The 24,057-nt window shown below is 70.3% G+C and carries 24 protein-coding genes; 14 read left to right on the forward strand and 10 right to left on the reverse strand.

What is annotated here, in order from left to right; genetic code table 11:
- Positions 1-2: 2 nt before the first annotated feature.
- From J2S57_RS05330 to J2S57_RS05345, 4 genes are all read right to left on the reverse strand, one after another.
- The gene (locus J2S57_RS05330) at positions 3-863 is read right to left on the reverse strand and encodes an ROK family protein (RefSeq protein ID WP_307238964.1); all 861 of its coding nucleotides are present in this window, start codon (positions 861-863) and stop codon (positions 3-5) included.
- Entirely contained in the window at positions 860-1,774 is a 915-nt protein-coding gene (locus J2S57_RS05335) for a 2-hydroxyacid dehydrogenase (RefSeq protein WP_307238967.1), read from the reverse strand. The genes J2S57_RS05330 and J2S57_RS05335 overlap by 4 nt, the downstream gene beginning before the upstream one ends.
- Positions 1,775-1,931: 157 nt before the next feature.
- Positions 1,932-2,882: a hypothetical protein gene (locus J2S57_RS05340; protein ID WP_307238969.1), complete on the reverse strand. Its 951-nt coding sequence runs from the start codon at positions 2,880-2,882 to the stop codon at positions 1,932-1,934.
- 28 nt (positions 2,883-2,910) lie between these two features.
- A complete protein-coding gene (locus tag J2S57_RS05345; RefSeq protein WP_307238971.1) occupies positions 2,911-4,539 on the reverse strand; it encodes a GGDEF domain-containing protein in 1,629 nt (542 codons plus the stop codon).
- Between the two features lie 112 nt (positions 4,540-4,651).
- Between J2S57_RS05345 and J2S57_RS05350 the strand changes: the two genes are divergently transcribed.
- From J2S57_RS05350 to J2S57_RS05380, 7 genes are all read left to right on the forward strand, one after another.
- A complete protein-coding gene (locus tag J2S57_RS05350) occupies positions 4,652-5,173 on the forward strand; it encodes a gluconokinase (protein ID WP_307238973.1) in 522 nt (173 codons plus the stop codon).
- Between the two features lie 148 nt (positions 5,174-5,321).
- A complete protein-coding gene (locus tag J2S57_RS05355; protein WP_307238975.1) occupies positions 5,322-5,753 on the forward strand; it encodes a diol dehydratase small subunit in 432 nt (143 codons plus the stop codon).
- Positions 5,754-5,764: 11 nt separating this feature from the next.
- On the forward strand, positions 5,765-7,477 hold the full coding sequence (locus J2S57_RS05360; RefSeq protein WP_307238977.1) for a propanediol/glycerol family dehydratase large subunit: 1,713 nt from the start codon (positions 5,765-5,767) through the stop codon (positions 7,475-7,477).
- Positions 7,477-8,034, forward strand: a complete 558-nt coding sequence (locus J2S57_RS05365; protein WP_307238979.1) for a propanediol/glycerol family dehydratase medium subunit — start codon at positions 7,477-7,479, stop codon at positions 8,032-8,034. Before J2S57_RS05360 ends, J2S57_RS05365 begins: the two co-directional genes overlap by 1 nt.
- Complete coding sequence (locus J2S57_RS05370; RefSeq protein WP_307238981.1) at positions 8,031-9,854, forward strand: diol dehydratase reactivase subunit alpha; 1,824 nt, start codon at positions 8,031-8,033, stop codon at positions 9,852-9,854. The genes J2S57_RS05365 and J2S57_RS05370 overlap by 4 nt, the downstream gene beginning before the upstream one ends.
- Positions 9,851-10,192 (forward strand): glycerol dehydratase reactivase beta/small subunit family protein, encoded by a 342-nt coding sequence (locus J2S57_RS05375; protein ID WP_307238983.1) that lies wholly within the window; start codon positions 9,851-9,853, stop codon positions 10,190-10,192. The genes J2S57_RS05370 and J2S57_RS05375 overlap by 4 nt, the downstream gene beginning before the upstream one ends.
- Positions 10,189-10,596 carry a GlcG/HbpS family heme-binding protein gene (locus J2S57_RS05380; protein ID WP_307238985.1) on the forward strand — a complete coding sequence of 136 codons (408 nt, stop codon included), beginning with the start codon at positions 10,189-10,191 and terminating at the stop codon, positions 10,594-10,596. The genes J2S57_RS05375 and J2S57_RS05380 overlap by 4 nt, the downstream gene beginning before the upstream one ends.
- Here J2S57_RS05380 and J2S57_RS05385 read toward each other — a convergent pair.
- Both J2S57_RS05385 and J2S57_RS05390 read right to left on the reverse strand, forming a co-directional pair.
- Positions 10,593-11,594 carry a LacI family DNA-binding transcriptional regulator gene (locus J2S57_RS05385; RefSeq protein ID WP_307238986.1) on the reverse strand — a complete coding sequence of 334 codons (1,002 nt, stop codon included), beginning with the start codon at positions 11,592-11,594 and terminating at the stop codon, positions 10,593-10,595. The genes J2S57_RS05380 and J2S57_RS05385 overlap by 4 nt on opposite strands.
- Positions 11,595-11,692: 98 nt before the next feature.
- Positions 11,693-13,534, reverse strand: coding sequence for a glycoside hydrolase family 2 protein (locus J2S57_RS05390; protein ID WP_307238988.1), 1,842 nt, complete (start codon positions 13,532-13,534; stop codon positions 11,693-11,695).
- Positions 13,535-13,752: 218 nt separating this feature from the next.
- Here J2S57_RS05390 and J2S57_RS05395 point away from each other — a divergent pair, with 218 nt between their 5' ends.
- From J2S57_RS05395 to J2S57_RS05410, 4 genes are all read left to right on the forward strand, one after another.
- Positions 13,753-15,102 (forward strand): extracellular solute-binding protein, encoded by a 1,350-nt coding sequence (locus J2S57_RS05395; protein WP_307238990.1) that lies wholly within the window; start codon positions 13,753-13,755, stop codon positions 15,100-15,102.
- A gap of 11 nt (positions 15,103-15,113) precedes the next feature.
- On the forward strand, positions 15,114-16,052 hold the full coding sequence (locus J2S57_RS05400) for a carbohydrate ABC transporter permease (RefSeq protein WP_307238992.1): 939 nt from the start codon (positions 15,114-15,116) through the stop codon (positions 16,050-16,052).
- A gap of 16 nt (positions 16,053-16,068) precedes the next feature.
- The gene (locus J2S57_RS05405) at positions 16,069-16,941 is read left to right on the forward strand and encodes a carbohydrate ABC transporter permease (protein WP_307238994.1); all 873 of its coding nucleotides are present in this window, start codon (positions 16,069-16,071) and stop codon (positions 16,939-16,941) included.
- Between the two features lie 62 nt (positions 16,942-17,003).
- Positions 17,004-17,495, forward strand: a complete 492-nt coding sequence (locus J2S57_RS05410) for a molybdenum cofactor biosysynthesis protein (RefSeq protein ID WP_307238996.1) — start codon at positions 17,004-17,006, stop codon at positions 17,493-17,495.
- 95 nt (positions 17,496-17,590) lie between these two features.
- Here the strand turns inward: J2S57_RS05410 and J2S57_RS05415 are convergent, their stop codons facing one another.
- A complete protein-coding gene (locus J2S57_RS05415) occupies positions 17,591-17,863 on the reverse strand; it encodes a GlsB/YeaQ/YmgE family stress response membrane protein (RefSeq protein WP_307238998.1) in 273 nt (90 codons plus the stop codon).
- A gap of 79 nt (positions 17,864-17,942) precedes the next feature.
- On the opposite strand from J2S57_RS05415, the gene J2S57_RS05420 reads away from it, so the two are divergent.
- Complete coding sequence (locus tag J2S57_RS05420) at positions 17,943-18,614, forward strand: response regulator transcription factor (RefSeq protein ID WP_370882434.1); 672 nt, start codon at positions 17,943-17,945, stop codon at positions 18,612-18,614.
- 3 nt (positions 18,615-18,617) lie between these two features.
- Here J2S57_RS05420 and bluB read toward each other — a convergent pair whose 3' ends face one another.
- On the reverse strand, positions 18,618-19,244 hold the full coding sequence (gene bluB, locus J2S57_RS05425; protein ID WP_370882571.1) for a 5,6-dimethylbenzimidazole synthase: 627 nt from the start codon (positions 19,242-19,244) through the stop codon (positions 18,618-18,620).
- 49 nt (positions 19,245-19,293) lie between these two features.
- Between bluB and J2S57_RS05430 the strand changes: the two genes are divergently transcribed.
- Entirely contained in the window at positions 19,294-19,929 is a 636-nt protein-coding gene (locus J2S57_RS05430) for a CG0192-related protein (RefSeq protein ID WP_307239005.1), read from the forward strand.
- Between the two features lie 45 nt (positions 19,930-19,974).
- Here the strand turns inward: J2S57_RS05430 and J2S57_RS05435 are convergent, their stop codons facing one another.
- Positions 19,975-21,903 (reverse strand): DUF6345 domain-containing protein, encoded by a 1,929-nt coding sequence (locus J2S57_RS05435; RefSeq protein WP_307239006.1) that lies wholly within the window; start codon positions 21,901-21,903, stop codon positions 19,975-19,977.
- Positions 21,904-22,092: 189 nt separating this feature from the next.
- Here J2S57_RS05435 and J2S57_RS05440 point away from each other — a divergent pair, with 189 nt between their 5' ends.
- Complete coding sequence (locus J2S57_RS05440) at positions 22,093-22,806, forward strand: dienelactone hydrolase family protein (RefSeq protein ID WP_307239008.1); 714 nt, start codon at positions 22,093-22,095, stop codon at positions 22,804-22,806.
- Positions 22,807-22,887: 81 nt separating this feature from the next.
- Here J2S57_RS05440 and J2S57_RS05445 read toward each other — a convergent pair whose 3' ends face one another.
- Entirely contained in the window at positions 22,888-24,039 is a 1,152-nt protein-coding gene (locus tag J2S57_RS05445; protein WP_307239010.1) for a D-alanyl-D-alanine carboxypeptidase family protein, read from the reverse strand.
- Positions 24,040-24,057 lie beyond the last annotated feature (18 nt).

Consider the following 24,057-nt stretch of genomic DNA (forward strand, 5'->3'; position numbering starts at 1 on the left):
CTTCACCCTTCCGTGAGTGATCTGAGGGTCGTGTATGCCGCGGCCCCCACGAGCGGGGCGTGATCGGGGTCGGTGGCCACGCGCAGCACCACGTCGCGGGCCAGGCCCTTGCGCAGCGGGGGCTCGATCAGGTCGAACGACCCGGCGATCGAACCGCCCAGGACAAGCACCTCCGCCCCGAAATCCCTGACGTAGGGCGACATCGCCTCGCCCAGGGCCCGGAAGGCGTACTCCCAGACCTCACACGCCACCACGTCACCGGTGCGGGCCCGCGCGGCGATCTCGTGCACGTCGAGGTGCTCACCGGTGCGCTCGGCGTGGGCCCGGCGGATCGCCCGGCGGGACACCGTGTCCTCCAGCTCCAGACCGTTCCAGACGATGAAATGCGCCTCGCCGTCGGGCGGTACGCCCGGGCCCTGCGCCATCGGCACCCCGTCGGCGATGAAGGCCGAGCCGACACCGGTGCCCAGGGTCAGGCAGATGGCCCGGCTGAAGCCCTTCGCCGCCCCGGCCGCGTACTCGCCGAGGCCGAAACTGTCGGCGTCGTTGAGGAAGACGGCCCGGGTGATGCCCTGCTGCCCGGCGAGCGCCGTCCGCACGTCGAAACCGTTCAGGGCCTCGAACTTGCCGACGTTCTCGAACCGCCCGATCCCGGCCTCGTAGTCGAACGGGCCGGGCATGGCGATGCCCCAGGCGGTGCCGGGCGGGACGTCGAGCCAGGCCACGGCCGATCCCAGCGTGGCCATGAAGTTCTCGGCGGTGGTGTCGGGCTCGAGGTGCCAGCGCCGCTGCCGCACCACCTCGGTGTCCACGACCAGGGCGGCCGTGACGTGCGAGCCGCCCACCTCCAGCACTCCGATCACGGCTGGATCACCACGTTGCGCAGCGGTTTCCCGTCGCGCAGGGCCTCGGCCTGCGAGCGCACCAGGGCCGCGACGCGCGGGGCCATGGCGGCGCTGTTGCCACCGATGTGCGGGGTGATGACGACGTCGTCGAGGCTCCAGAGCGGGTGGTCGGCGGGCAGGGGCTCGGGGTCGGTGACGTCGAGGGCGGCGCGCAGGCGTTTCCGGCTCACCTCGGCGACCAGGGCGTCGGTGTCCACGACCGCGCCGCGGGCCACGTTGACCAGCAGGGAGCCGTCTTTCAGGGCGGCGAGGAACCCGGCGTCGACCAGCTTCGTGGTGGCCGGGGTCAGCGGCACGGCGAGCACGACCACGTCCACCTCGGGGAGCAGCCCGGGAAGGTCGGCGATGCCGTGGACGACACCACCCGCGTCCGTGCGCCGGGTGGAAGCGACCCGCACCAGGGTGATCTCGAAGGGCGCGAGCCGGGCCATGATCGCCCGGCCGACACCGCCCTGGCCGATGACCATCACCGTGGAGTCGGCGAGGGCACGCGTGGTGCCGCCGGCCCACTCCCCGCGCTCGGCCGAGCGCACGAACCGGGCCAGGTCGCGCTGCGCCGCGATGATCAGGCCGAGGGTCAGCTCGGCGGTCGAGGCCTCGTGCACGCCGGCGGCGTTGCAGTAGGTGAAACCGCCGGGCAGGGCCTCGGCCACACCGTCGTAACCGATGCTCTGGCTCTGCACCGCGCAGGGCGCGACCTGGTTCAGGGGCCCGAGACCGGCGGCCTTCGACATGTACGGCGGCACCACCAGATCGAGGTCCGGCCGAGGCGGGGGGCCCTCCAGCGTCCATCTCACCGGGGTGATGCCGGGCAGACCGGACACCGCCTCCAGCAGCTCGTCACTGGGCACACTGACCACGATCGCCATGGGCCGAAGCCTTACATCCCGGGCCACCCGTCCGCCAGGTCCCCCGCCCTCGCCTCCTCACGCAGCTTCCCCGCGGCGGCGCCGGGTTCGAGGGCGAGCCTGGTGACGCGTTCGCGGTCGGCGTGTGGAGGGCGGCACCGAGGGAACGGCCTGCCGCTCACTTCACCGGCACGCCGAGCGCGGTGCGGGCGATGGTCAGGCCGTCGAGGCCGTGCAGGTCGGAGAGCGTGAGCAGGTCCTGCACCCGGTGCAGTCCGGGCTCCTGCGTGGGTGCCCGCCGCGCCGCGAGCGCCGCGACCCGGGCCGCGTAGGGGGCCTGCCGGCGGGCGGCGGCCGAGCTGACCACGTCGCCGGAGCGGGCGAAGACCTGCCAGCTGCTGGTGCCCGGGAAGTGGAAGGCCGAGGGCAGCCGGCCGGCGCCGCGCACCCGGGTCAGGCCCTGCAGCAGCGCACTGGTGAAGCGGTCGCTGGTGGCGAACCAGGTGCGCACCGGGCGGCCCAGCGCGGCGGTGAGCATCTGCTGGTCGGGAAAGTTGACGCGGCTCAGGCTGCGTCGCGTGCCGTCGGGCAGCACCTGTTCGCGGGCGCCGCTGAAGTTCAGCACCTCCTCGCCGGTGGCCGGGTCGGTGAACCAGCTGCCGAGCAGGGCGTAGGTGGAACCGGTGTCGACGGCGCTGTCCGGGTCGCCGGCTCCGAGCACGACGCCGATCTCGATCACGTGGTCGCCCGCGTTGTGCGCGGCGGCGTCGCGCCCGAGCAGCCCGGCCAGCACCGGCACCAGGCGGGCGGCGGCCAGAACCGGCGTCTTGAAGTGCATCCCGGCCAGTTCGGACAGGTACGGCCCGGACGTGCTGAGCTCGACGAAGGCCGCCCCGGCGGAGGTGGAGCGGGCCACCAGGCGGGGATCCTCCCGGCCGGAGGCGTTGACCACCACGACCGCCTGGCCGGCCGCGCGGTGCAGGTCGTTCAGGTCGCCCCGGAGGTCGAGCATCTGCTCGTAGCGCCCGGGGTCCCGCCCGGCCAGCACGACGGTGTCGCCCGTCCCGGTGAGCTCGGTGGCGAGGGCCGCTCCGGCCCCACCCGGTCCGTCGAGGACGAGTACCCGCACGATCTGGCTCCTTACCTGGGGCTTTCCACTATGCGTGAGGTCGTCCCGGCTCGCGCGACGAGTCCCGGTTCCGGGGGTTCGGGACGGTGGGATTCGGGACGGTGGGGTTGCGGTCGGTGGGGTTGCGGACGCTGGGGTTGCGGACGCTGGGATTCGGGACGGTGGGGTCGGGCACGAGGGCGTCCGGTACGTGGGCCACGGCCAGGCTGGCCTCCACCCGGTTCCGCCCCGCGGCCTTGGCCCGGTACAGCGCCTCGTCGGCCCGCTGCCCCACCTGCTGCGGGTTCTCCCCCGCCCGCACGCAGGCCACCCCGGCGCTCACCGTCAGCACGCCGAAGGGCTCGTTGCCGGGATGGTCGAACCGGGCCTGTTCCAGCGTCACCCGGTGGCGCTCCACGATCGCCCAGGCCTGGTCCACGTCCACCGATCGGAGCAACAGCAGCAGTTCCTCACCGCCGTAGCGGTAGATCCGGTCCTCCGCGCGGCACCCGGTGTCGAGCAACCCGGCCACCGACTGCAGCGCCCGGTCGCCGGCCTGGTGCCCGAGCCGGTCGTTGTAGACCTTGAACCGGTCGAGGTCGAACAGCGCCACCGCGTAGCGCTCGCCCTGCGCGGCCCGCTCGTCGGCGGCCTCGAGGTCCTCAGCGAGCTGCAGCCGGTTGGCGATGCCGAGCAGCGGATCGGTGCGGGAGTCGTGGCGCAGCGCGGCGTTGGTGCGGCGCAGCACCGATCCGCGCAGGGCCAGCAGCACACCGACCATCCCGACGCCGATGCTGAGCGCGGCCAGCCGGGCGTCCTGACCGGTCGCCCAGATCTGCACACCCGAGAGCAACAGGAACGAGACCGTGGGCAGCAGCCCGCCCCGGTTGCGGGCATCGGCCGGATCGCTGACCGTCGTGAGCGGCTTCGCCCGCCAGGCGCCCAGCCCCATCAGCAGCAGGCCCACGCTCCAGCCCAGGTCGAGCAGGCTGCGCCCGGGGCGGTAGGTCTCGTCGAGCAGCACCGGGGCCCAGGCCACGAAGCCCACCGCGTCGACCACCAGCCCGGCCGTGAGCAGGCCCAGGCCCCAGTTGTGGCGCAGACGAAGGGATCCCGCGACCACGGCCTGGGCCATCACCGTCGCCACGCAGACGTAGACCAGCGGATAACCCAGGATCGTCACCACCGCGACGGGGCCGAGCCGGGAGCGGGTGACGTCGGGCCACAGCATCACGAGCAGCAGCACGCAGACCGCGGCCACCAGCGGGGCCAGTTCCATCCAGGACAGGTCACGGCGGCGGGAGCGGCCCCGGGCCAGGCGCCGGATGCCGACGGCCGAGACGGTGCCGGCCACGAACCACATCAGGTCGGTGACGGCCGGGGAGGGCGCCACCACGCCGAGCATCGCGTAGACCACGAAGATGGTCTGGGCCACCGCCCACACCACGTTGGCCACGACCAGCAGGGTCCAGCCCTCGCGAACGGGACCGGCCGGGGCCCGCGAACGGGCCAGCAGCGTCCCCAGCACGGCCACTCCCGCGGCCAACGGCGAGTGCACGGCGAAGATCCAGAGCTCGGCCTGCCCGGTGGCGGGGAACCAGGCACCGAGCAGGACGGCGCACAGCAGCGCGCCGGCGAGCAGCGCGAGCACGCAGGCCCGCTCCGTGAACGCCCCCAAGACCGCCCCCACACCCCGCCCCCGTCCCGGCCCTCCCCGTAGAGCCTGCTGGTCAATCGGCTGGTGACGACGACGGCTTGACGTCCCGCCCAGGCGGGAGATGATCATCCGCATGACCGCAGCCCCCCTGCTCGTCGTCCTCGGTCCCTCCGGCAACGGCAAGTCGACCCTCGGCACGGCCCTGTCCGCCGCGCTCGGTGTGCCCTTCGAGGACGCGGACGACCTGCACCCCGCGGCCAACGTCGAGAAGATGAGCGCGGGCACCCCTCTCGACGACGCCGACCGTGCGCCCTGGCTCACCACGGTGCACGAGCACCTCGCCGCGAACGCCGGCACCGGCCTGGTCATGGCCTGCTCGGCGCTGAAGCGGCGCTACCGCGACCGGCTGCGCGAGGACCTGCCCCAGCTCGGTTTCGTGGCGCCCGAGGTGCCCCGCGAGGAACTGGCCCGGCGGGTGGCCCTGCGGCGCAACCACTTCATGCCCGCGACCCTGGTCGACTCGCAGCTCGCGGCCTACGAGCGCCTGCAGGACGGCGAGCGGGGTCTCGAGCTCGACGGGACGGAACAGCCCGAGGTGCTCGTCGAGCAGGTGCGCCGCTGGCTCGCCGTGCAGGAGACGTCGCAGGAGCCGTAGCCGTAGCAGTAGCCGTAGCTGGAGCCGTAGCCGTCGCCGGAGCGGCCGGTCGCGACGATCCGCCCCACTGCAACGTACCTGCAACGTTTCGCATGGCACCGTGGCGGCGTCGCCGGACGGAGCCGTCCGGAGCACCAGGGAGGTTGCGATGTCCCAGCCCGCTTTCGACCCGGCGGCCGACTACCCGGTCAGCGTCCGGCGCCCGGACCTGCTGAGAACCCCCACCGGTAAACCCGTCTCCGACCTGACGATGCGCAACGTGGTCTCCGGCCAGGTGCGGCCGGAGGACCTGCGCATCGCCCCCGGCACCCTGCGGATCCAGGCCGAGGTGGCCGACGCCTCGGGCCGCCCGCAGCTGGGCCAGAACTTCCGCCGCGCCGCCGAGCTCATCGCCGTCTCCGACGCCCGGGTGCTCGAGATGTACAACGCCCTGCGCCCCGGTGCCTCGACCAAGCAACAGCTCCTCGACATCGCCGAGGAGCTGGAGACCAGCTACGAGGGCCGGGCCACCGGCGCCCTGGTGCGCGAGGCCGCCGACGTGTACGAACGCCGCGGCCTGCTGGCCGAACCGCAAGCCTAGAGGAGTCCGGCATGTCGTCTCTCCCCCATCCCGAAACGGCATCACCCAGAACATCTCTCCGCACCCGGGTGCTCGAGGACCGTCCCGTGAACAAGGACGGCTTCGTGCAGGAGTGGCCCGAGGTCGGCATGGTCGCGATGGACAGCGACTTCGACCCGCGTCCCAGCATCCGCATCGAGAACGGTGTCGTGGTCGAGATGGACGGCCGCGAACGCGCCGACTTCGACTTCCTCGACCAGTTCATCGCCGACCACGCCATCGACGTGGAAGCCGCCGAGACGGCCATGCGTCAGGCCCCCGCGACAGTCGCGCGCATGCTCGTCGACCCCAACATCCCCCGTGCCGAAGTTCTCCGAACAGCAAGGGGTCTCACCCCGGCCGCGCTGCTCGAGACGGTCAAGCTCATGAACATCGTCGAGATCATGATGGGCATGCAGAAGATGCGGGCCCGTCGCACCCCGGCGAACCAGGCACACTGCACCAGTGCCCGCGACAACCCGCTGCAGGTCGCGATGGAGGCGGCCGAGGCGTCCCTGCGCGGGTTCGCCGAACTCGAGACCACCCTCGGGGTGGTGCGTTACGCGCCCCTCGTCGCCATCGCCCTGCAGGTCGGCGGGCAGGTCGGACGGGGCGGGCGGCTCACCCAGTGCGCCCTGGAGGAGGCCACCGAACTCGACCTGGGCATGCGCGGCATCACCGCCTACGCCGAGACCATCTCGGTCTACGGCACCGAGTCGGTGTTCGTCGACGGTGACGACACCCCCTGGTCGAAAGCCTTTCTGGCCGCGGCCTACGCGAGCCGCGGCATCAAGATGCGCTTCACCAGCGGCACCGGCTCGGAGGTGCAGATGGGCAACGCCGAGGGCCGCTCGATGCTGTACCTCGAGATCCGCTGCATCCTGGTGACGAAGGGCGCCGGGGTGCAGGGGCTGCAGAACGGCTCGATCAGCTGCATCGGGGTGCCCGGAGCGGTGCCGAGCGGGATCCGGGCCGTCACCGCCGAGAACATGATCGCCAGCATGCTCGACCTGGAGTGCGCCTCCGGCAACGACCAGTCGTTCAGCCACTCGCCGATGCGCCGCACGTCACGACTGATGCCGCAGATCATGGCCGGCACCGACTTCGTCTGCTCCGGCTACTCCTCGACGCCCAACTACGACAACATGTTCGCCGGTTCCAACGTGGACGCCGAGGACTACGACGACTGGAACGCGATCCAGCGCGACTACCAGATCGACGGCGGACTGCAGCACGTGAAGGAGTCGGAGATCCTGGCCGCCCGACGCCGCGCCGGTCACGCCCTGCAGGCGGTGTTCGCCCATCTGAACCTGCCCCCGATCACCGCCAGGGAGATCGAGACCGCCGTCTACGCACACGGTTCCAACGACCTGATCCCCCGCGACGTGCTCGAGGACCTGAAGGGCGCGCAGTCGGTGATGGACCGCGGCGTCACCGGGCTCGACCTGGTGAAGGCACTGCACGAGGGCGGATTCGCCGATGTCGCCGAGAACCTGCTCACCGTTCTGCGGCAACGGGTCTCGGGTGATCTCCTGCAGACCAGCGCCATTCTCGACGGCAACCTCGAGCCGCTGTCCGCGGTGAACGACGCCAACGACTACGCCGGGCCGGGCACCGGATACCGGCCGAGCGGCGAGCGGTGGGAGCAGATGAAGAAGCTGCGCCACGTGACGAGCGCGGAGAACCCGGAAGTCGAGGTGGAGTAATGGGTATCACCCTGCGGGAACTCGGCCGAGCCGAAAGGGGCGACCGCGCCGACGAGGTCGTTCTCGCCCTCTCACCCGGATTCGGCGGCTTCTTCAGCAAGACCATCGTCGACATCCCGCACGACGAGGTGGTGCGGCAGATCCTGGCCGGCGTCGAGGAACAGGGCGTGCAGGCCCGGGTGATCCAGCTGCACGCCACCGCCGACCTGGCCGCGGTCGCGCACACCGGCGCCCGGCTGTCCGGTTCGGGCATCGGGATCGGTGTGCTGTCCCGCGGCACCAGCATGATCCACCAGAAGGACCTGCCGAGACTCAGCTCACTGGAGCTGTTTCCGCAGTCACCCCTGATGACGCCGGAGGTCTACCGGGCGATCGGCCGCAACGCCGCGCAGTACGCGAAGGGTGATTCACCGCAGCCGGTCCCGACGCTGAACGACCAGATGGCCCGTCCTCGCTGGCAGGCCAAGGCCGCCCTGCTGCACCTCAAGGAGTGCGAGCTGCTGGTCAAGGGCGCTCCCCCGACCGAGGTGGAGCCGGTCATCGAAGAATCCGTATGAGCCTGGTCGTCGGCGTCGACATCGGCAACTCCACCACCGAGGCCTGCGCGGCCCGGATGCACGAGGGCGAGGTCGCGTTCCTCGGCAGCGGGCTGGTTCCGACCACGGGCATCAAGGGCACGACGGCGAACGTCGACGGGGTGGTCGCGGCCGTCCGGGCGGCATTGAGGACGTCCCGGTCGCCTCTGGGCGCACTGCGAACGGTTTTCGTCAACGAGGCGACGCCGGTGATCAGCGGTCTGGCGATGGAGACGATCACCGAGACGCTGATCACCGAGTCGACGATGATCGGTCACGATCCGCGCACGCCCGGTGGCGCCGGGCTGGGCGTGGGCGTCACCGTGCCGTTCGGTGAACTGGACGGCTGTTCACCCGGGGACGAGGTGATCGCGGTCGTGCCCGCGGGTGTCGATTTCGCCGTGGTGGCGAAAACTCTCAACGCCGCTCTCGACCGAGGCGTCCAGCTGACCGGCGCCGTCCTCGGCAACGACGACGCGGTGCTCGTGGCCAACCGGCTCGAGGCGATGATCCCGATCGTCGACGAGGTGCGGCGGGTGGACGCGGTGCCGTCCGGCATGCGCGCGGCCGTCGAGGTGGCGGCGCCCGGGCGAACCATCCGCACCCTGTCCAACCCGTTCGGCATCGCGACCGTGTTCGGGCTCGACGCCGAGCAGACCCGCGCCGTGTCCCCGGTGGCCCGGGCTCTCACCGGCATCCGTTCGGCGGTCGTGGTGCGCACACCGTCGGGCGAGGTGAGCGACCGGCGCATCCCGGCGGGAAGCCTGGAGCTGCAGGGCGAATCAGCGGTGCTGCGGATCGACGTGGGTGAGGGTGCCGAGGCGATCATGACGGCCGTGGCCCGGCTGGCGCCGCTGAAGGACGCGGGCGGCGAGGCGGGCACGAACGCCGGCGGCATGACCGCGACGGTCAAGCAGAGCATGGCGGACGTGTCGGGCCTGGAGATCACGGACGTCCGGATCGGGGATCTGCTGGCGGTGGACACGCATCTGCCGCAGGAGGTGCGGGGTGGCCTGGCCGGGGAGGTCGCCCTGGAGAACGCGGTGGCACTGGCCGCGATGGTGCGCACGAGTCACGGGCCGATGCGGGCGGTGGCGGACTCCGTGCAGAAGCGACTGCGAGACGAAGGAGCGCCCGGGGTCGAGGTGGTGATCGGTGGGGTCGAGGCCGAGATGGCCACGCGGGGTGCGCTGACCACGCCGGGCACCGATCGCCCGCTCGTGGTGCTGGATCTCGGCGGCGGCTCGACCGACGCGGCGCTGGCCACCCCGGCCGGCAGCATCACCACCGTGCACGTGGCGGGCGCCGGTGACCTCGTCACCCGGCTGATCGGCTCGGAACTCGGCGTGGAACGCGACGTGGCCGAGAGCATCAAGACCTCCCCCCTGGCCAAGGCCGAGAGCTTCTTCCACCTGCGCCTCGAGGACGGCACGGTGCGCTTCTCCGAAGCCCCCCTGCCCCCGGCCACCTTCGCCCGGGTGGTGACGCTGCACGGGGACTCGCTGCTGCCGGTCCCGACCCGGCACAGCCTCGAGGAGGTGCGCGAGGTGCGCCGCACCGCCAAGCAGCGGGTGTTCGTGGTCAACGCCCTGCGGGCGCTGCGGCAGATCGGCGACCTGCGGCAGATCGGCTTCGTGGTGCTGCTCGGCGGCTCGGCGCTGGACTTCGAGATCCCCGAGCTGATCGCCGACGCCCTGGCCCCCTACGGAATCGTCTGCGGCACCGGCAATGTCCGGGGCACCGAGGGCCCGCGCAACGCCGTGGCGAGCGGGCTGGTGCTGGCCCGGAGGTCCGCGTCATGACGCCCGGGAAACCGCACATCGTCGTCCTCACCGCCGGCCCGGACCACCTCCTGCGCGAGATCTGCGCCGGGATCGAGGAAGAGGGCGTGCCGTACGAGGTGAGCCCGCTCACCACCGAGGTGACCGAAGGCGCGTCCGGCGCCGCCCGCCGCTCGGCGCTGGAGGTCGGGATCGCTCTGGACGCGGCCGGGGTCCACGTCGTCCATCATGCGAAGCTGCCCGCCGGGCAACCCGTTTCCCGCACCGGGACGGCCACCCCGCGAACCGCGCGACGGGCCGGCCACGACGCCGCCCGCATCGCCGTCCGAGCCCCGCTCACCCTGGAGGAATCCGCATGAGACTCACCCTCGCCGAGGCCCAGCGCGTCATCGACGCCGGCGTGAAGGAGGCCGAGCGCATCGGCCGGCCGATGAACGTCGCGGTCGTCGACGACGGCGGCCACCTCGTCGCCTTCGCCCGCATGGACGGCTCGATCAAGGCCAGCATCGACATCTCGGCGAAGAAGGCGAGGACGTCGATCCTGATGAACCTGCCCACCGCCGACCTGGCCGACGCCACCCAGCCGGGCGCGGAACTGTACGGGCTGGAACATCTCTCGGGCGGTCTGGTGACGTTCGGCGGCGGCATCCCCCTGACCCGCGACGGCGAGACCGTGGGAGCGGTCGGGGTGAGCGCGGGCTCGGTGGATGAGGACGTGACGGTGGCCCAGGCGGCCGTGGCCGCCTTCCAGAACAGGACCTAGCCGCTGCTCTCGCGCTGGATCAGCTCGAAACCCACGTTGAACTCGTGGATCTCACCGCCCGGATCGTCGAGCCGGCGCAGCAGCGCGTCGACCGCGGCCTTGGCGATACCGGCCTTGTCCGGACGCACCGTGCTCAGTGACGGCGTGGAGAACCGCGAGGCCTCGATGTCGTCGAAGCCGATCACGGCCAGGTCGGCGGGCACCCGGACGTTCTGCTCGGCCAGTGCACGCAGCGCCCCGGCGGCCAGCTCGTCACTGAAACAGAAGAGCCCGTCGGGGCGTTCGTCGCGGGCGAGCAGCTCCCGCACGGCCGAGGCGGCACTCCCCCGGCGATAGTCGGCCGTTCGCACGTACAGACCCTCCGAGCTCAGCCCTGCCGTCTTCATCGCCTGCTCGTACCCCTTGAGCCGGTACTTGGAGGTCGCGTCGCGCGCGCCCCCGCTGCCCCCGATCGCGGCGACCCGGGTGCGGCCCCGCTCGATCAGGTGCGCCACGGCCTGCCGCGACGCCTCCACGTTGTCGATGCCGACATGGTCGAGCGCCGTGCCGGCGGTGCGCTCACCGAGCAGCACGATGGGACGGGTGCCGGCCAGCCCGGCCAGGTCGACGCCCCGCAGGCCGAGCGAGCTGAACAGGACCCCGTCGACCCAGCCGGCCTGGGCGAGCGAGGTGAGCAGCTGCTTCTCGCGCTGCGGGTCACCGCCGGACTCGTCGATCTGCACGGTGCAGCCGAGCGAGCTGGCGTAGTCGACCACCTCGTGCGCGAGCTCACCGAAGTAGGAGACGTTGATCTCGGGCAGCACCAGCATGATGATGCCGGTGCGGCCCTGACGCAGGCTGCGGGCCACCAGGTTGGGGCGGTAGTTGAGCTCTTCCAGGGCCGCCTGCACCCGGGCCCGGGTGCCGGGCGCGATGTGCTGGAAGCCGTTCACCACGTTGGAGACCGTGCGCACGGACACGCCCGCCTTCACGGCGACATCGCGCAAGGTCACAGCCATTCGCGCACCTTCTCACATCCCCGGGCGAAAGTGAGCAGCCGGTCCCCCGTCCCTCCCCGGCCCCCGTGGGCGCCGGGGAGGTTTCGCAGGGTTTGAGCTCAGTCCTGCCAGCCGTTCGTCGCCCCGGCCTCCAGCTTCACGCCCTCACCGGTGCCGGTGACGATGCGGCGGATCGTCTCCACCGGCAGCTTCGGGGTGCCGTCGGAGTACAGCAGGCCGTTGGTCTCCTGGCCGGTGTCCATGAACTGCGTGTAGCAAAAACCGACAACTGTCGGAGACTTTCGCAGGGCGTCGAAGAGCTCACCGACGATGCTCTCGTACTCCTTCGGCGACGTGACGCTGGCATAGCCCCAGTCATCGGGGTCGGCCGAGAGCGAGATGCCGCCGAACTCGGTGAGCATCAGCGGCGCCGTCCCGGCGTCCCACTTCAGCAGCGCGAGCGGGTCGACGACCGGCTTGCGGCCCTGCACACCGAGCTCGGAACGCACCCGGGCGTCGGCGGATCCGGCCGTCCCCCAGGTCGCGAGCAGGCCGGGCCCGTTCGTCGTGTAGTCGTGGATACCCATGATGTCGCTGTCGACGTGCTCCCAGCCGTCGTTCGAGATGACGGGACGGGTCGGGTCGAGGGCCCGGGTGATCGCGGACAGGCCCTTGGCGAAGTTCTTCTGAGCCTCGTCGTGGGCGATGTCCTGCACGCCCCAGCTCTCGTTGAACGGCACCCAGACCACCACGCTGGGGTGACTGCGGTCGCGGCGCACGAGCTCCAGCCACTCCGCCGTGAGCAGCTCGATCGCGGTGTTGGAGAACGAGTACGCGGCCGCGGTCTCGCCCCACACCATCAGGCCCAGGGTGTCGGCCCAGAACAGGAACCGCGGGTCTTCGGCCTTCTGGTGGTTGCGCACCGAGTTGAAGCCCATCGCCAGCAGCAGCTCGACCTCGCCCTTCAGCTGGGCGGTGCCGGTGCTGGCGTTGTGCGTGTCCGGACGGTAGCCCTGGTTGAGCACCGAGCGGGTGTAGATCGGCGCCTCGTTGAGCTTGAACGCCCCACCGCTCACCGAAACCGTACGCAGGCCGGTGTAACTCGCGACATCATCCAGAACGGCGCCGTCGGACCGCAGGGTGACCGCGATGTCGATCAGGTTCGGGTGCTCCGGGCTCCAGAGCAACCGCGCGCGGTCCTGCCCGTTGGTCAGGGCGGGGAGCTTCAGGTCCACGAGAACCTTCGCGTCCCGCACCCCGACCGACTGCGAAGCCAGCACCTCGTCGCCGAAGGTGACCACCACGTCCACCGTGGGAGCCCCGGAAGGCACCTGGCTGAGCACGATTTCGCCGTGCACCGCGCAGCGCGGGACGTCGGAGCGCCAGTAGACCTCGGTGACGTGCGCGGCCGGCACCGACTCGGCCCAGACCGTCTGCCAGATGCCGGTGGTGCGCTCGTACCAGATGCCGTGGGTCTGATCGCGCCAGTCCTGCTTGCCGCGCGGGGCCTCCATGCTGAACGGGTCGTCCTCGGCCCGCACCACCAGCACGTGCTCGTCCACGCCGGGGGCCAGCACATCGGTGACGTCGACCGTGAACGGCGTCTGCCCGCCCACGTGGTGCCCGACGTGCTGGCCGTCGAGCCAGACGTCGGCGACGAAGTCGACCGCGCCGAAGTGGATCAGCTCACGGCGACCGGCGGACGCCGAGAGGCCGAGCGTGCGGCGGTACCAGACCACCGGGTGGAAGCCGGTGTCGTTGATGCCCGAGGCCGGCGACTCCGGCGGGTAGGGCACCTCGATGCGGCGGTCGAAGGCCGGCGAACCGGTCGCGTACCAGCGGGCCGTGCGCCCCTCACCCGCGTCGTCGTAGGCGAAGTCCCAGGTTCCGTCGAGACTCGTCCACTCCTCACGGGTCAGCAGCGGGCGGGGGTACGAACCGTCCTGTTGCGTCGCCTTCACGTATCCGGCCCTTCCTCGAGACTCGTTGCGAATGCGTCGTCGGCACTCCCGTGCCATCTTGAGGCTTTCGTTTGCAACGATGCAAGGCGAGCGCCGCACAGATTGCGGCCGATTGAATATTGCAGGCAGGGCAGGTCTTGCATCGATGCAAACGGGTGTGTCAAGGTCACGCCACCCAGCTTGAGCGCGCGGGCCGCACAATGAGGAGCGAATGCCGTATGCGTGGTACCTACACACGCCGCAACTTCCTGGCCATGGGAGGCGGCCTGGGCCTGGCCGGCCTGCTGTCCGCCTGTGGATCGCCGGTCGTCACCAGTCTGACCGGCGGTCAGCCGTCCACGGCGGATGTCATCTTCTGGCATCTGTTCGGCGGCGGTGACGGCGAGAATCTCGGCACGATGGTCGAGAACGTCCAGAAGGCGACCGGTCACTCGGTCGAGGCCACCCTGCTGTCGTGGGGCAACCCCTATTACACGAAACTCGCCCTGGCCGCTTCGAGCCAGCGCCCGCCGGACGTGGCGATCACCCACCTGTCCCGGCTTCCCACCCTGGCCCAGGCCGGGCTGCTGACGCCCTACTCCGACACCGGGCTGGCCCAGCTGGGCGTCACCCAGGACAAGTTCACGCCCGCCGCCTGGGAGAAGGCGACCATCGACGGGCAGACCTGGGCGATGCCGCTCGACACCCACCCGTTCGTTCTCTACTACAACGAGAACGCGGCGAAGAAGGCCGGGCTGCTGAACGAGGCGGGCGACAACCTGGCCGACCTGTCCGGGCCGGACCGCTTCGTCGAGGCGCTGACCGAGATGAAGAAGGTCACCGGCAAGTACGGCGCGACGATGCCCACCATCACCGACCCGTCCACGGTCTGGCGCTGGTTCTACACCGTCTACAGCGGCCTGACCGGGCCGGTCGTCTCCGACTCGGGCACCCGGGTCACGGTCGACGACGACGCGATGAACGAGACCTTCGCGTTCGTCCAGAAGCTCACCACCGAGCTCGGGCTGATGCCCGCCAGTGCCACCCCGACGCTGGCCCAGCAGCACTTCAGCAACGGGGACGCGGGTTTCCTGCTGGACGGCGTCTGGAACCTGCCGCTCTACACGGGCGTCAAGACCGCGGACGGCAGCGAACTGAAGTTCAACATGGTGCCGATCCCGGCCCTGCTCGGGAGCGACCCGGTGGCCTACGCCGACTCCCACGCCCTGGTGATCCCCAAGGCCGGTGGCCGTTCGGCCGAACGCGCGGGCTACGCGGAGCAGTTCATCCAGGGGCTGCTGGACGACAGCACGATCTGGACCGGCGGCGGCCACGTGCCGGCCTGGCTGCCGGTGCAGGAAAGCGCCGAGTTCAAGCAGCTGAGCCCGCAGAAGAACTACGTGGACGCGGCGTTCAACGCGGTCTACGACCCGGTCGGCTGGTACACCGGAGCCGGTTCGGACTTCCAGAACCAGATGGGCGGCGTGATCTCCACGGTGCTCACCGGCGCCACGAAGCCGGAAAGCGGTACCGCGCAGATCAAGACGGCGCTGCGCAACTTCGCCTCCACCAACGCGCCGGTCAGCTGAGGAGCAGATAGGTGACGACGACAACTGCTGCCCCGGCACCGGGGATCGCCCGGGTCGAGACCACGACGGTCGAGACCTCCGGCCGGGACAACAAGGCGGGCTGGCTCTTCTCCACCCCGTTCCTGCTGCTCTACGCCCTGTTCCTGATTGGTCCGGTCGTGCTCGGCCTGATCATCAGCTTCTTCAACACCGCCACCGTGAAGAGCGACCTCGGCCGGTTCGTGGCGTTCGAGAACTACGCGGACGTGCTCGGCAGTCTCGACTTCTGGAAGTCGATGTGGCACTCCACGCTGTTCACGCTGCTGACCGTGCCGTTCCTGGTGGTGCTGCCCCTGCTGGCCGCGGTCTTCGCCAGCCGGATCAGCCGTAACCAGTGGTTATACCGGATCGCGTTCTTCGCGCCCTACGTGGTGCCGTCGGCCTCGGTCTGCCTGATCTTCGCCTTCATGTACGCCCCCGAGGTCGGGCTCTTCGCCAAGGCTTTCGGAGCGGTCGGGCTGCCCGCGCCGGACTTCCTGGGCAGCACGAACGGGGCCTGGTTCGCGGTGACGATGCTGACGGTCTGGTGGACCTTCGGTTTCAACTTCGTGCTCTACACCGCCGCCCTGCAGGAGATCCCGGAGGAGACCTACGAGGCCGCGGCCATCGACGGGGCCACCCCCTGGCAGCAGCTGCGCTCGATCACGGTTCCGCTGCTGCGGCCCACGATCTCGCTGGTGCTGATGCTGCAGATCCTGGCCTCGCTCAAGGTGTTCGACCAGATCTTCATCCTGCTCCAGGGCGGGCCGAACCTCAGCACCCGCCCGGTGATCCAGTACATCTACGACACCGGATTCACCACCTACCGGGGCGGTTACGCGGCCGCCGCGACCATGGTCTACTTCGTGATCCTGGTCGCCGTCTCCGCCGTCTGGATGATCGCCACCCGCCGTCGCGGCGCGGACGCGTGAGAGGACCCGCCCAATCATGACCACCCTTACGCAGCACGCTCAGCGCCGGGAGACCTCGAAGGCCGACAAGCTCGGCTCCAAGGCCTTCAACCGCCTCGCCGCCACCTGTCTCACCCTGTCGGCCCTGATCTGGCTGGTGCCGTTCGCCTGGAGCGTCATCACCTCGTTCCGGCCGGCCGAGGAGATCACCGCGAACCCGGTGGCGATCTGGTCGGACAACTACACGTTCGACGCCTACACCAGCGCCTTCAAGCTGAACTCGATCGGCTGGTGGTACCTGAACAGCTTCCTGATCTCGACGCTCGCGGTGGTCTTCACCGTGGTGGTCTGCTCGCTCATCGCGTTCGGCCTGGCGCACCTGCGGTTCAAGGGCAAGGGCGCGCTGACCGTCCTGATCCTGGCCGGCCTGATGGTGCCGATGGAAGCGCTGGTGCTGCCGCAGTTCATCGAGTTCCGGTCGCTGGGCCTGCTCGGCACCTACTGGGCGCTGATCCTGCCCGCCACGGCCTCCCCGGTCGCGGTGTTCGTGTTCCGCTCGTTCCTCAAGGGCATCCCCGAGCCGCTGATCGAGGCGGCCCGCATCGACGGCGCCTCCTGGTGGCGCATCTACCGGCAGATCTGCATGCCGCTGTGCCGCCCGGCCGTCTCCGCGGTCGCGATCTTCACCTTCATCACCACCTGGAACGCGTTCCTCTGGCCGCTCCTGGTGCTGACGCAGACGAAGTCGCAGACGATCCCGGTGGGCCTGAGCGGCCTGCTCGGGGCCACGGGCGTCAACCAGGCCGAGGTGCTGGCCTCGGCCGTGCTCGGGCTGCTGCCGCTGCTCGTGGTGTTCCTGGTGGCCCAGCGCCAGATCGTGCAGGGCGTGGCGAGCACGGGCATCAAGTAGATCCACCCACCCGAGAACCCCCGGCTCCCTGACGGGCCGGGGGTTTTCGGTATTCTCGCCGGGTGCCCCAGATCCTCGAGCTCCTGGTCTCACCGGTGCACCGGTTCGAAGGGCGTCCAGCCGACGGACCCTCCCCCGCGGCACCCGGCGAGCTCGTCGACCGCGTGCACGTGCGGGCCGGGCGGGGCCTCGTGGGCGACCGCTACTTCGGCCGGGCCGCCCATCGCGACGCGGCGGTCACCCTGATCGCGGCCGAGTCACTGGTTCAGTTCGGGCCCGGGATCGGACTGGAGCAGACGCGGCGCAACATCCTGGTCTCCGGCATCGACGTCGACTCTCTGGTCGGACTCGTGCTCACGCTCGACTCCGGCCGCGGACCGGTCTCGTTCGCGGTGAGGCGCCGGGCCAACCCGTGCGCCTGGATGGACACCGTGATCGAGCCGGGCGCCTTCAAGGCTCTTCGGGGCCGGGGCGGCATCCGCTGTTCCCCGCTGAACGACGGTGAGCTCACGCTCGGCCCGGTCGAGGTGACCACCCGGGAACCGCAACCGTAGCCGTGCCCTTCCTCCTGCGAGGAGAAGCACGACCACGGCCGGGCGGGTGTCTGGAGCCGAGAGACCGACCGCCGCCCGCAAGCGTCCTCCTGCTCCTAAATGGCCCGCCGGGAGCCGACGTTCATCCAGACGACCAGCACGATGACGGCCCCGATGATCGAGCCGATCAGCCCGGAGGGCTGGAGGAAACCGTCGAAGGAGTCCTTGCCGAACAACAGGTACCCGAGAAATCCGCCGACGAACGAGCCCACGATGCCGATGACGATGGTGGTCAGGATCGACATGCTCTGCCGCCCCGGGACCAGGAGCCGGGCCACGGCCCCCGCGATCAGGCCGACGACGATGAGAGTGATGATCAGACCGAGCATTTGGTGCTCCCTTCTGCACGTTACCGTCCCATCACCAAACCACCCCTGAGGCTGGTCCGGCACACCCCTAGGGAGGGTTATGGTGACGAACGTGACCGAGTCACCGATCCTCATCGCGCTCGTCAACGACTACGACGTGGTCACGACGGGCCTCGCCACCATGCTCGACCGATACCGCGAGCGGGTGCTCATCGCCGAGATCGACCTGAACCTCGGGGTGGCCGACCAGGTCGACATCGTTCTCTACGACACGTTCGCGCAGCCGGAGTCCGACGTCGACGAGCTGAGCACCCTGGTGGCCAATCCCCGGGCCCGGCGGGTGGTCGTCTACACCTGGAACTTCCACCCGGATCTGATCGAGCGCGCCCGCGGCCAGGGCACCGACGGCTACCTCTCCAAGACCCTGCCGGCGAAAGACCTGGTGGCGGCGTTGGAACAGGTGCACAGCGGGGAGACCGTGATCAGCCCCCAGGCACCCCACGCCCGCACCGCCCCCGGGCTCGACTGGCCCGGGCGGGGCGAGGGACTGACCGACCGCGAGGCCGAGGTGCTGGCCCTGATCACCCAGGGCATGAGCAACGCCCAGGTGGCCGAGCTGACGTTCCTCAGCCCGAACACGATCAAGTCGTACATCCGCAACGTCTACCGCAAGATCGGGGTGGGCAGCCGCACCCAGGCCGTGCTCTGGGGCGTCGACCACGGCTTCACGCCCGACCACCACCGCATCGAGCACTGGCGCGGCGGCCCCTAGAGGTCACCACTTCTCCTGGTGCACCACGCTTTCCAGCGGTGACCGGGTGCGCCAGCCGTGCCGCTCCAGGTCGGGCACGTCATGCCGACGCGAGACCGGGCCGAGGCACAGCCAGGCGACCGGCCTGATGCCGTCGGGGATCCCGAGCAGCCCGGCGAGAAAAGGCTCACGGTAGAACGAGACCCAGCCGACGCCGAGCTCCTCCGCGGTCGCGGCGAGCCAGAGGTTCTGGATCGCCAGGCAGACCGAGTAGAGGCCCGCGTCGGCGATCGCGTGACGGCCCAGCACGGCCGGCCCGCCGCGGCCCGCGTCGTAGGTGACGACCACCCCGAGACTCGACTCGAGCACCCCGTCGATCTTGATCCGGCCGAACTTCTCGGCCTTTTCGCCGGTCAGCGTGGACGCGAAGGTGTCGCGTTCGTGCTGCACGTGGTCGAAGAAGGTCTGCCGGGTCGAACGGTCCCGCACCAGGAGGAAGTCCCACGGCTGCGTCAGGCCGACACTGGGCGCGGCATGGGCGGCGCCCAGAACCCGAGTCAGTGTCTGGTCGTCGACGGGTTCCCCGGTGAACTCGGCGCGCACGTCGCGGCGCCGGAACATCACGTCGTAGAGATCCTGCACGGCGACCATTGTCCGCGTCGTCCGGGCTCCGCCGACCGCGGGGTCGTAGGGTCGGCGCATGGCACTCATCCACTCCGCGACGCTCACCCCGTCGAAGATCGGGCTGATCACTCCCTGGCTCCGTTCCCGGGCCTGGGCCGACGGCGTCACCGAGGTGCAGAACGTGGGGGCGTACCGGTTCGACGACCCGGACGGCCAGGTCGGCATCGAGACGCTGTTGCTGCGAAGCGTCGACGGACCCCCTGACGCCCCGGTGCTGCACGTGCCGCTGACCTATCGGGCCGAGCCGCTGGCCGGGGGCGACGAACACCTGATCGGCACGACGGAACACTCGGTGCTGGGCACGCGCTGGGTCTACGACGGGTGCGGCGACCCGGTGTGGGCGTCGGTGCTGGCCACGGTGATTCTCACGGGTGGTTCACAGGCGCCCGAAATGGTGGACGACGGGGCCGGGTCGGTCTCGGAACGGCCGGCGACGGCCACGGTGCTGGGTTCGGGAACGGACGGTACGGATGTGCCGCCGGTCGTGGGTACCCAGCCGCACGACGAGCCCGGGTACACGGTGGTCACCACGGGTGGGCCGGTGCTGGTGGTCGCGCGGGTGGTGGGACGCGAGCTGACCGGGCTGACCCAGACGCTGACGGTGCGGTTCGCCACCTCGGAGCCGGTGGTGGTGGCCGGGGTGCGGGCGTGAGAAAGCCCGCCCCCCGGATGGTTCCGGGGAGCGGGCCGGCTCTTCTCAGCTCACGCCGCTGACCGAGAAGAAGCCCTGGAGCGGGTTGGAGGTGCTGGCCGGGCTGATGTCCGGGCCGGTCGTGCCCTGGCCCCAGTAGAAGTCGCCCAGGTTGGTGACCCAGTGGCCGTTCTTCAGGGTGGCCGGGCTCACCGAACGCCAGCGCACACCGGCCGGTTCCAGGTCGTTGGCCATCGTGCCCCAGGCCTGCTGCACGGTGAGGGCCTTGCGCGTCCAGAACAGGTAGTCCTCCGTGAAGAGGTAGCTCGCGAAGCGCCGGCCCGTGCCCCCGTCGAGGCAGTAGGCGGTGGTGTCGAAGCCGTTGAGCAGATGCAGGCCCTGGAAGGACTGGGCCCAGCGGCCGAAGTAGTCCAGCTTGCCATTGATGTCCTTCAGCACCTGGCAGCTCTCGAGCTGCAGCCACTCCAGGTTGTCGTCGCCCCAGCGGGCGTCGGCCGGGGTGATGGTGCCGTCGTCGTGGTTGCCCTTGAAGGTGAAGCCGCCCGACCAGCCGTGGCCGGTGTACCACTGGGCGTCCACCGAGTCCACGTAGGACTGGTCCAGGCCGTTCTGGGCCTTGTCCTTGAAGTCCTTCTCCCAGGCCCCGGTCCCACGGAAGTCGAATTTCACGCTCTGGTTCTTGTTCTGCATCACCGACCTGAAGCCGTTGGCGCTGTCCTGGGCGCACTGCCACTCGTCGACGGTCTGCTCGATGCCGTTGGTGGCCAGCGCGCCACCGGCGCCGCCCGAGATCCCCTTGGCCGTCGCCTCGCCCTCGGCGTTCACCAGGTCGACGTGGGCGGTGGTGGTGAGACCGTCGGCATCGGTCACCGTGACGGTCAGCGTCTCGGTGAACTGCCGCTCCAGGGCCAGCGGGTCGGTGCGGTGCTCGCCGGCGTAGGAGATCTTCGGCCGCCCCCAGTCCAGGGCGGTGGAGCTCGAGCTCCAGTTGTAGGCGTAGGGAGCCCGGCCACCGGTCGCGTCGGCGCCCGCGGTGATCGTGCGGCCGTCACCCGAGGCCTGCAGCTCGACCTTCGGAGCCGTGAACGGTGAGGCGGCGACGAGCTTGCCGCTGTACGTGCTCTCCTCGTTCACGCCGTCGACCGGGCGGCAGATGTAGTGCGGCAGCAGCTGGCTGACAGGCGTCTTGCGATCAGCCGTCAGCGGCGGGGCGTAGTAGCCGAGAACCGGTGTGTCCTGCCGGATCCTGTCACCGTAGAGCGCGGTGCAGGAACGCTGGGCCACGGCCGGGCTGACGATCGGCACCGTTCCGTCCGGCTTCACCTCGCGCACCGACTGACCGAGCTGCACCACGCTGCCGTCACCGGCGAACGAGGCCCGGGCCTTGGCGCCGGGCCCGACCACCGGCACGCCGCCCAGCGTCAGCTGATACGTGACGGTGGTGTCGAGGTTGTACGTGCGGCCGGGCCTGCCCTCGGCGTCGCTCTGCCCGACGGTGGTGTGGTCGACGACGGGCAGGATGCCGTAGCCGTCGGGAACGGGGAGCAGCGCCTTGGCGCGGCGCAGGGCGGCGGTGCGCGACAGGGTGCGGGTGTTCTCGAGGGCACGGATGTCCACGGCCTCGGCGACCGTCTCGTTGCCCTCCTCGTCCTTGCTCCTGTTCTCGTCGTCGCTCCCGGGCTTGACGGTCGGCACGCGGGCGAAACGGTCGGCGTCGGTGAAGGAGAAGGAGCCGTCGGCGCGCAGGGCATTCTCGATGCCGGCGCTGCGGGCGAGGCGCTTGGCCTGGTCGGTGCTGAGTCCTTCCCGCACCACGGTGTAGACGGGGGCGGTGGGGAGGAAGGCGCTGAGTGTGGCGCTGGTGCTGGTGCTTGCGTTGGCGGTGGCCGCGTGGGCACCGGCGCCGGTCACGACCGGCACGATGCCGGCGGCGGCGAGCGAGACCGCGAGCACTCCTACGGTGGTTCTGGACATCTCGGAAACTCCATGGTGGACGTTGGATTCGGGCGGGCAGGCCCGGCACCAGTCAAGGAGCTGGTCGCCCGCTCACCAGATACAACGCCGCGCAGTTCTCCGGCCACTTTGCGTTACGCTTGAGTAGCTCCATGGCTTCCCTTGCCCCTGGGGATAGGGTCGCTCGGTGTGAAGCTTCGTGAAGAACGCGTGTCTGTGCCCGGAGCCGGCCACGAGATCAAGTCGGTCGTCATCGCCCCCGTCGACGGCGTCCCCCGCCCCGGTGTCCTTCTCTACACGGACATCTTCCAGCTGACCGAGTCCACGTTGCGCACGGCGAGACGCCTGGCCGCCTCCGGCTTCGTGGTGCTGGTGCCGGAGATCTACCCGCGTGGTGAACTGGCCGGGAAGGCGCTGGAATTCGACGACGCGGGCAAGGCCGCCGGCCTGTCGGGGGCCGCGTCGATGCCGACGGCGGCGTTCGACGAAGACCGCGTCAGTGCCCTGGACTACCTCGCCGCCCGGCCCGACGTCACGGACCTCTTCGTGACCGGCTTCTGCATCGGTGGCCACCTGGCCTTCCGCGGCGCCTTCGACTCCCGCGTCTCGGCGACGGTGTGCTTCTACGCGACCGGGCTGCAGGACGGGAAACTCGGCGCGGATGTCGCGGATTCACTGTCGCGGGCTTCGGACATCCAGGGCCGGCTGCTGATGATCTTCGGTTCGGCCGACCCCCATGTGCCGGCGGATGCGCGGCTGCAGATCCTGTCGGCGCTGTACGCGGCGGGGCACGAGCACGCCGAGCTGCATGTCTACGCGGGGGGTGAGCACGCGTTCATGCGGGACATCGGGGCGCGGCACGACCCGGAGCTGACGGATCTGGCCCTGCGGGAGGCGGTTTCGTTCTTCACGGGGCGTTCATAGCGTACGGAACCGGCCGGCTGGACGTCCGGGCCAATGTCGTCCCCGCGTCCGGCCGAGCCTGTGCCACCCGAAGACCGGTCGTCACGTCAGCGGCACCAGGGGTACGCCGATCGCGTCACCGCTCGTCTTCACCGTGATCGAGCCCGGCACCGCACCGGGTTCGGGGCCGACCGGGAGCCCGAGGCGGAACTTCATCCCCGACCATCCCGCGACCGCCACCGAAGAGGCGACCCCGTACTCGGTCACCGCACCTCCCGCGTCCACTCTTCGCAGCACCGGCACCCCTCGCTTCACCAGAGTGACCTTGCGGAGCGCCTTTCGGGCCGAGATCACCATCTTCTCGCTGGCCCTGAACGCGTTCGTGAGGATCAGCGGGCCGGGTGCCCCGAGCATGACCCCGTAGATCGTGTAGGTCTCACCGTCGATCGTGTCCGTCGCTGCGAAGAGCAGGCATCCGCCGGCCTTTTCGGTGGAACCGGTCTTGATCCCGATCACCCCGTTACGCCCCAGCAGTTTGTTCGTGGTGGTCAGGGTGTTCATCGGGATCTTCGCCTTCGGGGTGCCCACGATCTGCGCGAACGTCTCGTTCTTCATCGCCACGAGCGCCAGGTCGATCAGATCGATGGTGCTGCTGCGGGATTTCGCGCTCATCCCCGACATGTCGGCGAAAGACGTTTCGGTGAGTCCCAGCTCGGCCGCGTTCCGGTTCATCCGGGCGACGAACTTCTTGCGGGACCCGGCGTCCCAGCGGGCGAGCAGGTCAGCCATGTTGTTGCCCGAGCGGATGAGCATGCCCTGCAGGGCCTCTCGCTGAGTCAGCCGCATCCCCGCCCGCACCTTGACCATAGTCTCGCCGTCCGCCTTGCGTTTCGGGTACGAGGCCGCCTCGGCACGCGTCACCGTGATCACCGGCCCGCTCTCGCCCGGCGCCAGCGGGTGATCTTTCAGGATGGTGTACGCCGTCATCACTTTCGTGATGCTGGCGATCGGCACCGCGACGGTTCCGTCGCGCCGGCTGCCCATCGTGCCGACCCCGGGCACGACCAGACGGGCCCTCCCCTTCACCGGCCAGGTCACCTTGGGCGTGCCCCCGGGCACGGCACCGCTCTGCGGCACCAGCCACTCGATCGTCGGTGCCGCACTCCCCATGGTGGACGTGGTGGTCGGCGCGACCGGTCCACCCGGCCCGGTCAGGGCGAAAGTCAGGCTCAGAACGACGGTTTGGAACAGCATGACGTCGGCTCCCCCCGG

The sequence above is a fragment of the Kineosporia succinea genome (assembly GCF_030811555.1).
Taxonomy (GTDB): domain Bacteria; phylum Actinomycetota; class Actinomycetes; order Actinomycetales; family Kineosporiaceae; genus Kineosporia; species Kineosporia succinea.

Excerpts from the sequence above, each read along its gene's own strand:
- J2S57_RS05335 (WP_307238967.1), bottom strand. The coding sequence starts at position 1,774 with ATGGCGATCGTGGTCAGTGTGCCCAGTGACGAGCTGCTGGAGGCGGTG.
- J2S57_RS05350 (WP_307238973.1), top strand. The coding sequence starts at position 4,652 with ATGACCGCAGCCCCCCTGCTCGTCGTCCTCGGTCCCTCCGGCAACGGC.
- J2S57_RS05355 (WP_307238975.1), top strand. The coding sequence starts at position 5,322 with ATGTCCCAGCCCGCTTTCGACCCGGCGGCCGACTACCCGGTCAGCGTC.
- J2S57_RS05360 (WP_307238977.1), top strand. The coding sequence starts at position 5,765 with ATGTCGTCTCTCCCCCATCCCGAAACGGCATCACCCAGAACATCTCTC.
- J2S57_RS05365 (WP_307238979.1), top strand. The coding sequence starts at position 7,477 with ATGGGTATCACCCTGCGGGAACTCGGCCGAGCCGAAAGGGGCGACCGC.
- J2S57_RS05370 (WP_307238981.1), top strand. The coding sequence starts at position 8,031 with ATGAGCCTGGTCGTCGGCGTCGACATCGGCAACTCCACCACCGAGGCC.
- J2S57_RS05375 (WP_307238983.1), top strand. The coding sequence starts at position 9,851 with ATGACGCCCGGGAAACCGCACATCGTCGTCCTCACCGCCGGCCCGGAC.
- J2S57_RS05380 (WP_307238985.1), top strand. The coding sequence starts at position 10,189 with ATGAGACTCACCCTCGCCGAGGCCCAGCGCGTCATCGACGCCGGCGTG.
- J2S57_RS05385 (WP_307238986.1), bottom strand. The coding sequence starts at position 11,594 with ATGGCTGTGACCTTGCGCGATGTCGCCGTGAAGGCGGGCGTGTCCGTG.
- J2S57_RS05395 (WP_307238990.1), top strand. The coding sequence starts at position 13,753 with ATGCGTGGTACCTACACACGCCGCAACTTCCTGGCCATGGGAGGCGGC.
- J2S57_RS05405 (WP_307238994.1), top strand. The coding sequence starts at position 16,069 with ATGACCACCCTTACGCAGCACGCTCAGCGCCGGGAGACCTCGAAGGCC.
- J2S57_RS05415 (WP_307238998.1), bottom strand. The coding sequence starts at position 17,863 with ATGCTCGGTCTGATCATCACTCTCATCGTCGTCGGCCTGATCGCGGGG.
- J2S57_RS05420 (WP_370882434.1), top strand. The coding sequence starts at position 17,943 with ATGGTGACGAACGTGACCGAGTCACCGATCCTCATCGCGCTCGTCAAC.
- bluB (WP_370882571.1), bottom strand. The coding sequence starts at position 19,244 with ATGGTCGCCGTGCAGGATCTCTACGACGTGATGTTCCGGCGCCGCGAC.
- J2S57_RS05430 (WP_307239005.1), top strand. The coding sequence starts at position 19,294 with ATGGCACTCATCCACTCCGCGACGCTCACCCCGTCGAAGATCGGGCTG.
- J2S57_RS05435 (WP_307239006.1), bottom strand. The coding sequence starts at position 21,903 with ATGTCCAGAACCACCGTAGGAGTGCTCGCGGTCTCGCTCGCCGCCGCC.
- J2S57_RS05445 (WP_307239010.1), bottom strand. The coding sequence starts at position 24,039 with ATGCTGTTCCAAACCGTCGTTCTGAGCCTGACTTTCGCCCTGACCGGG.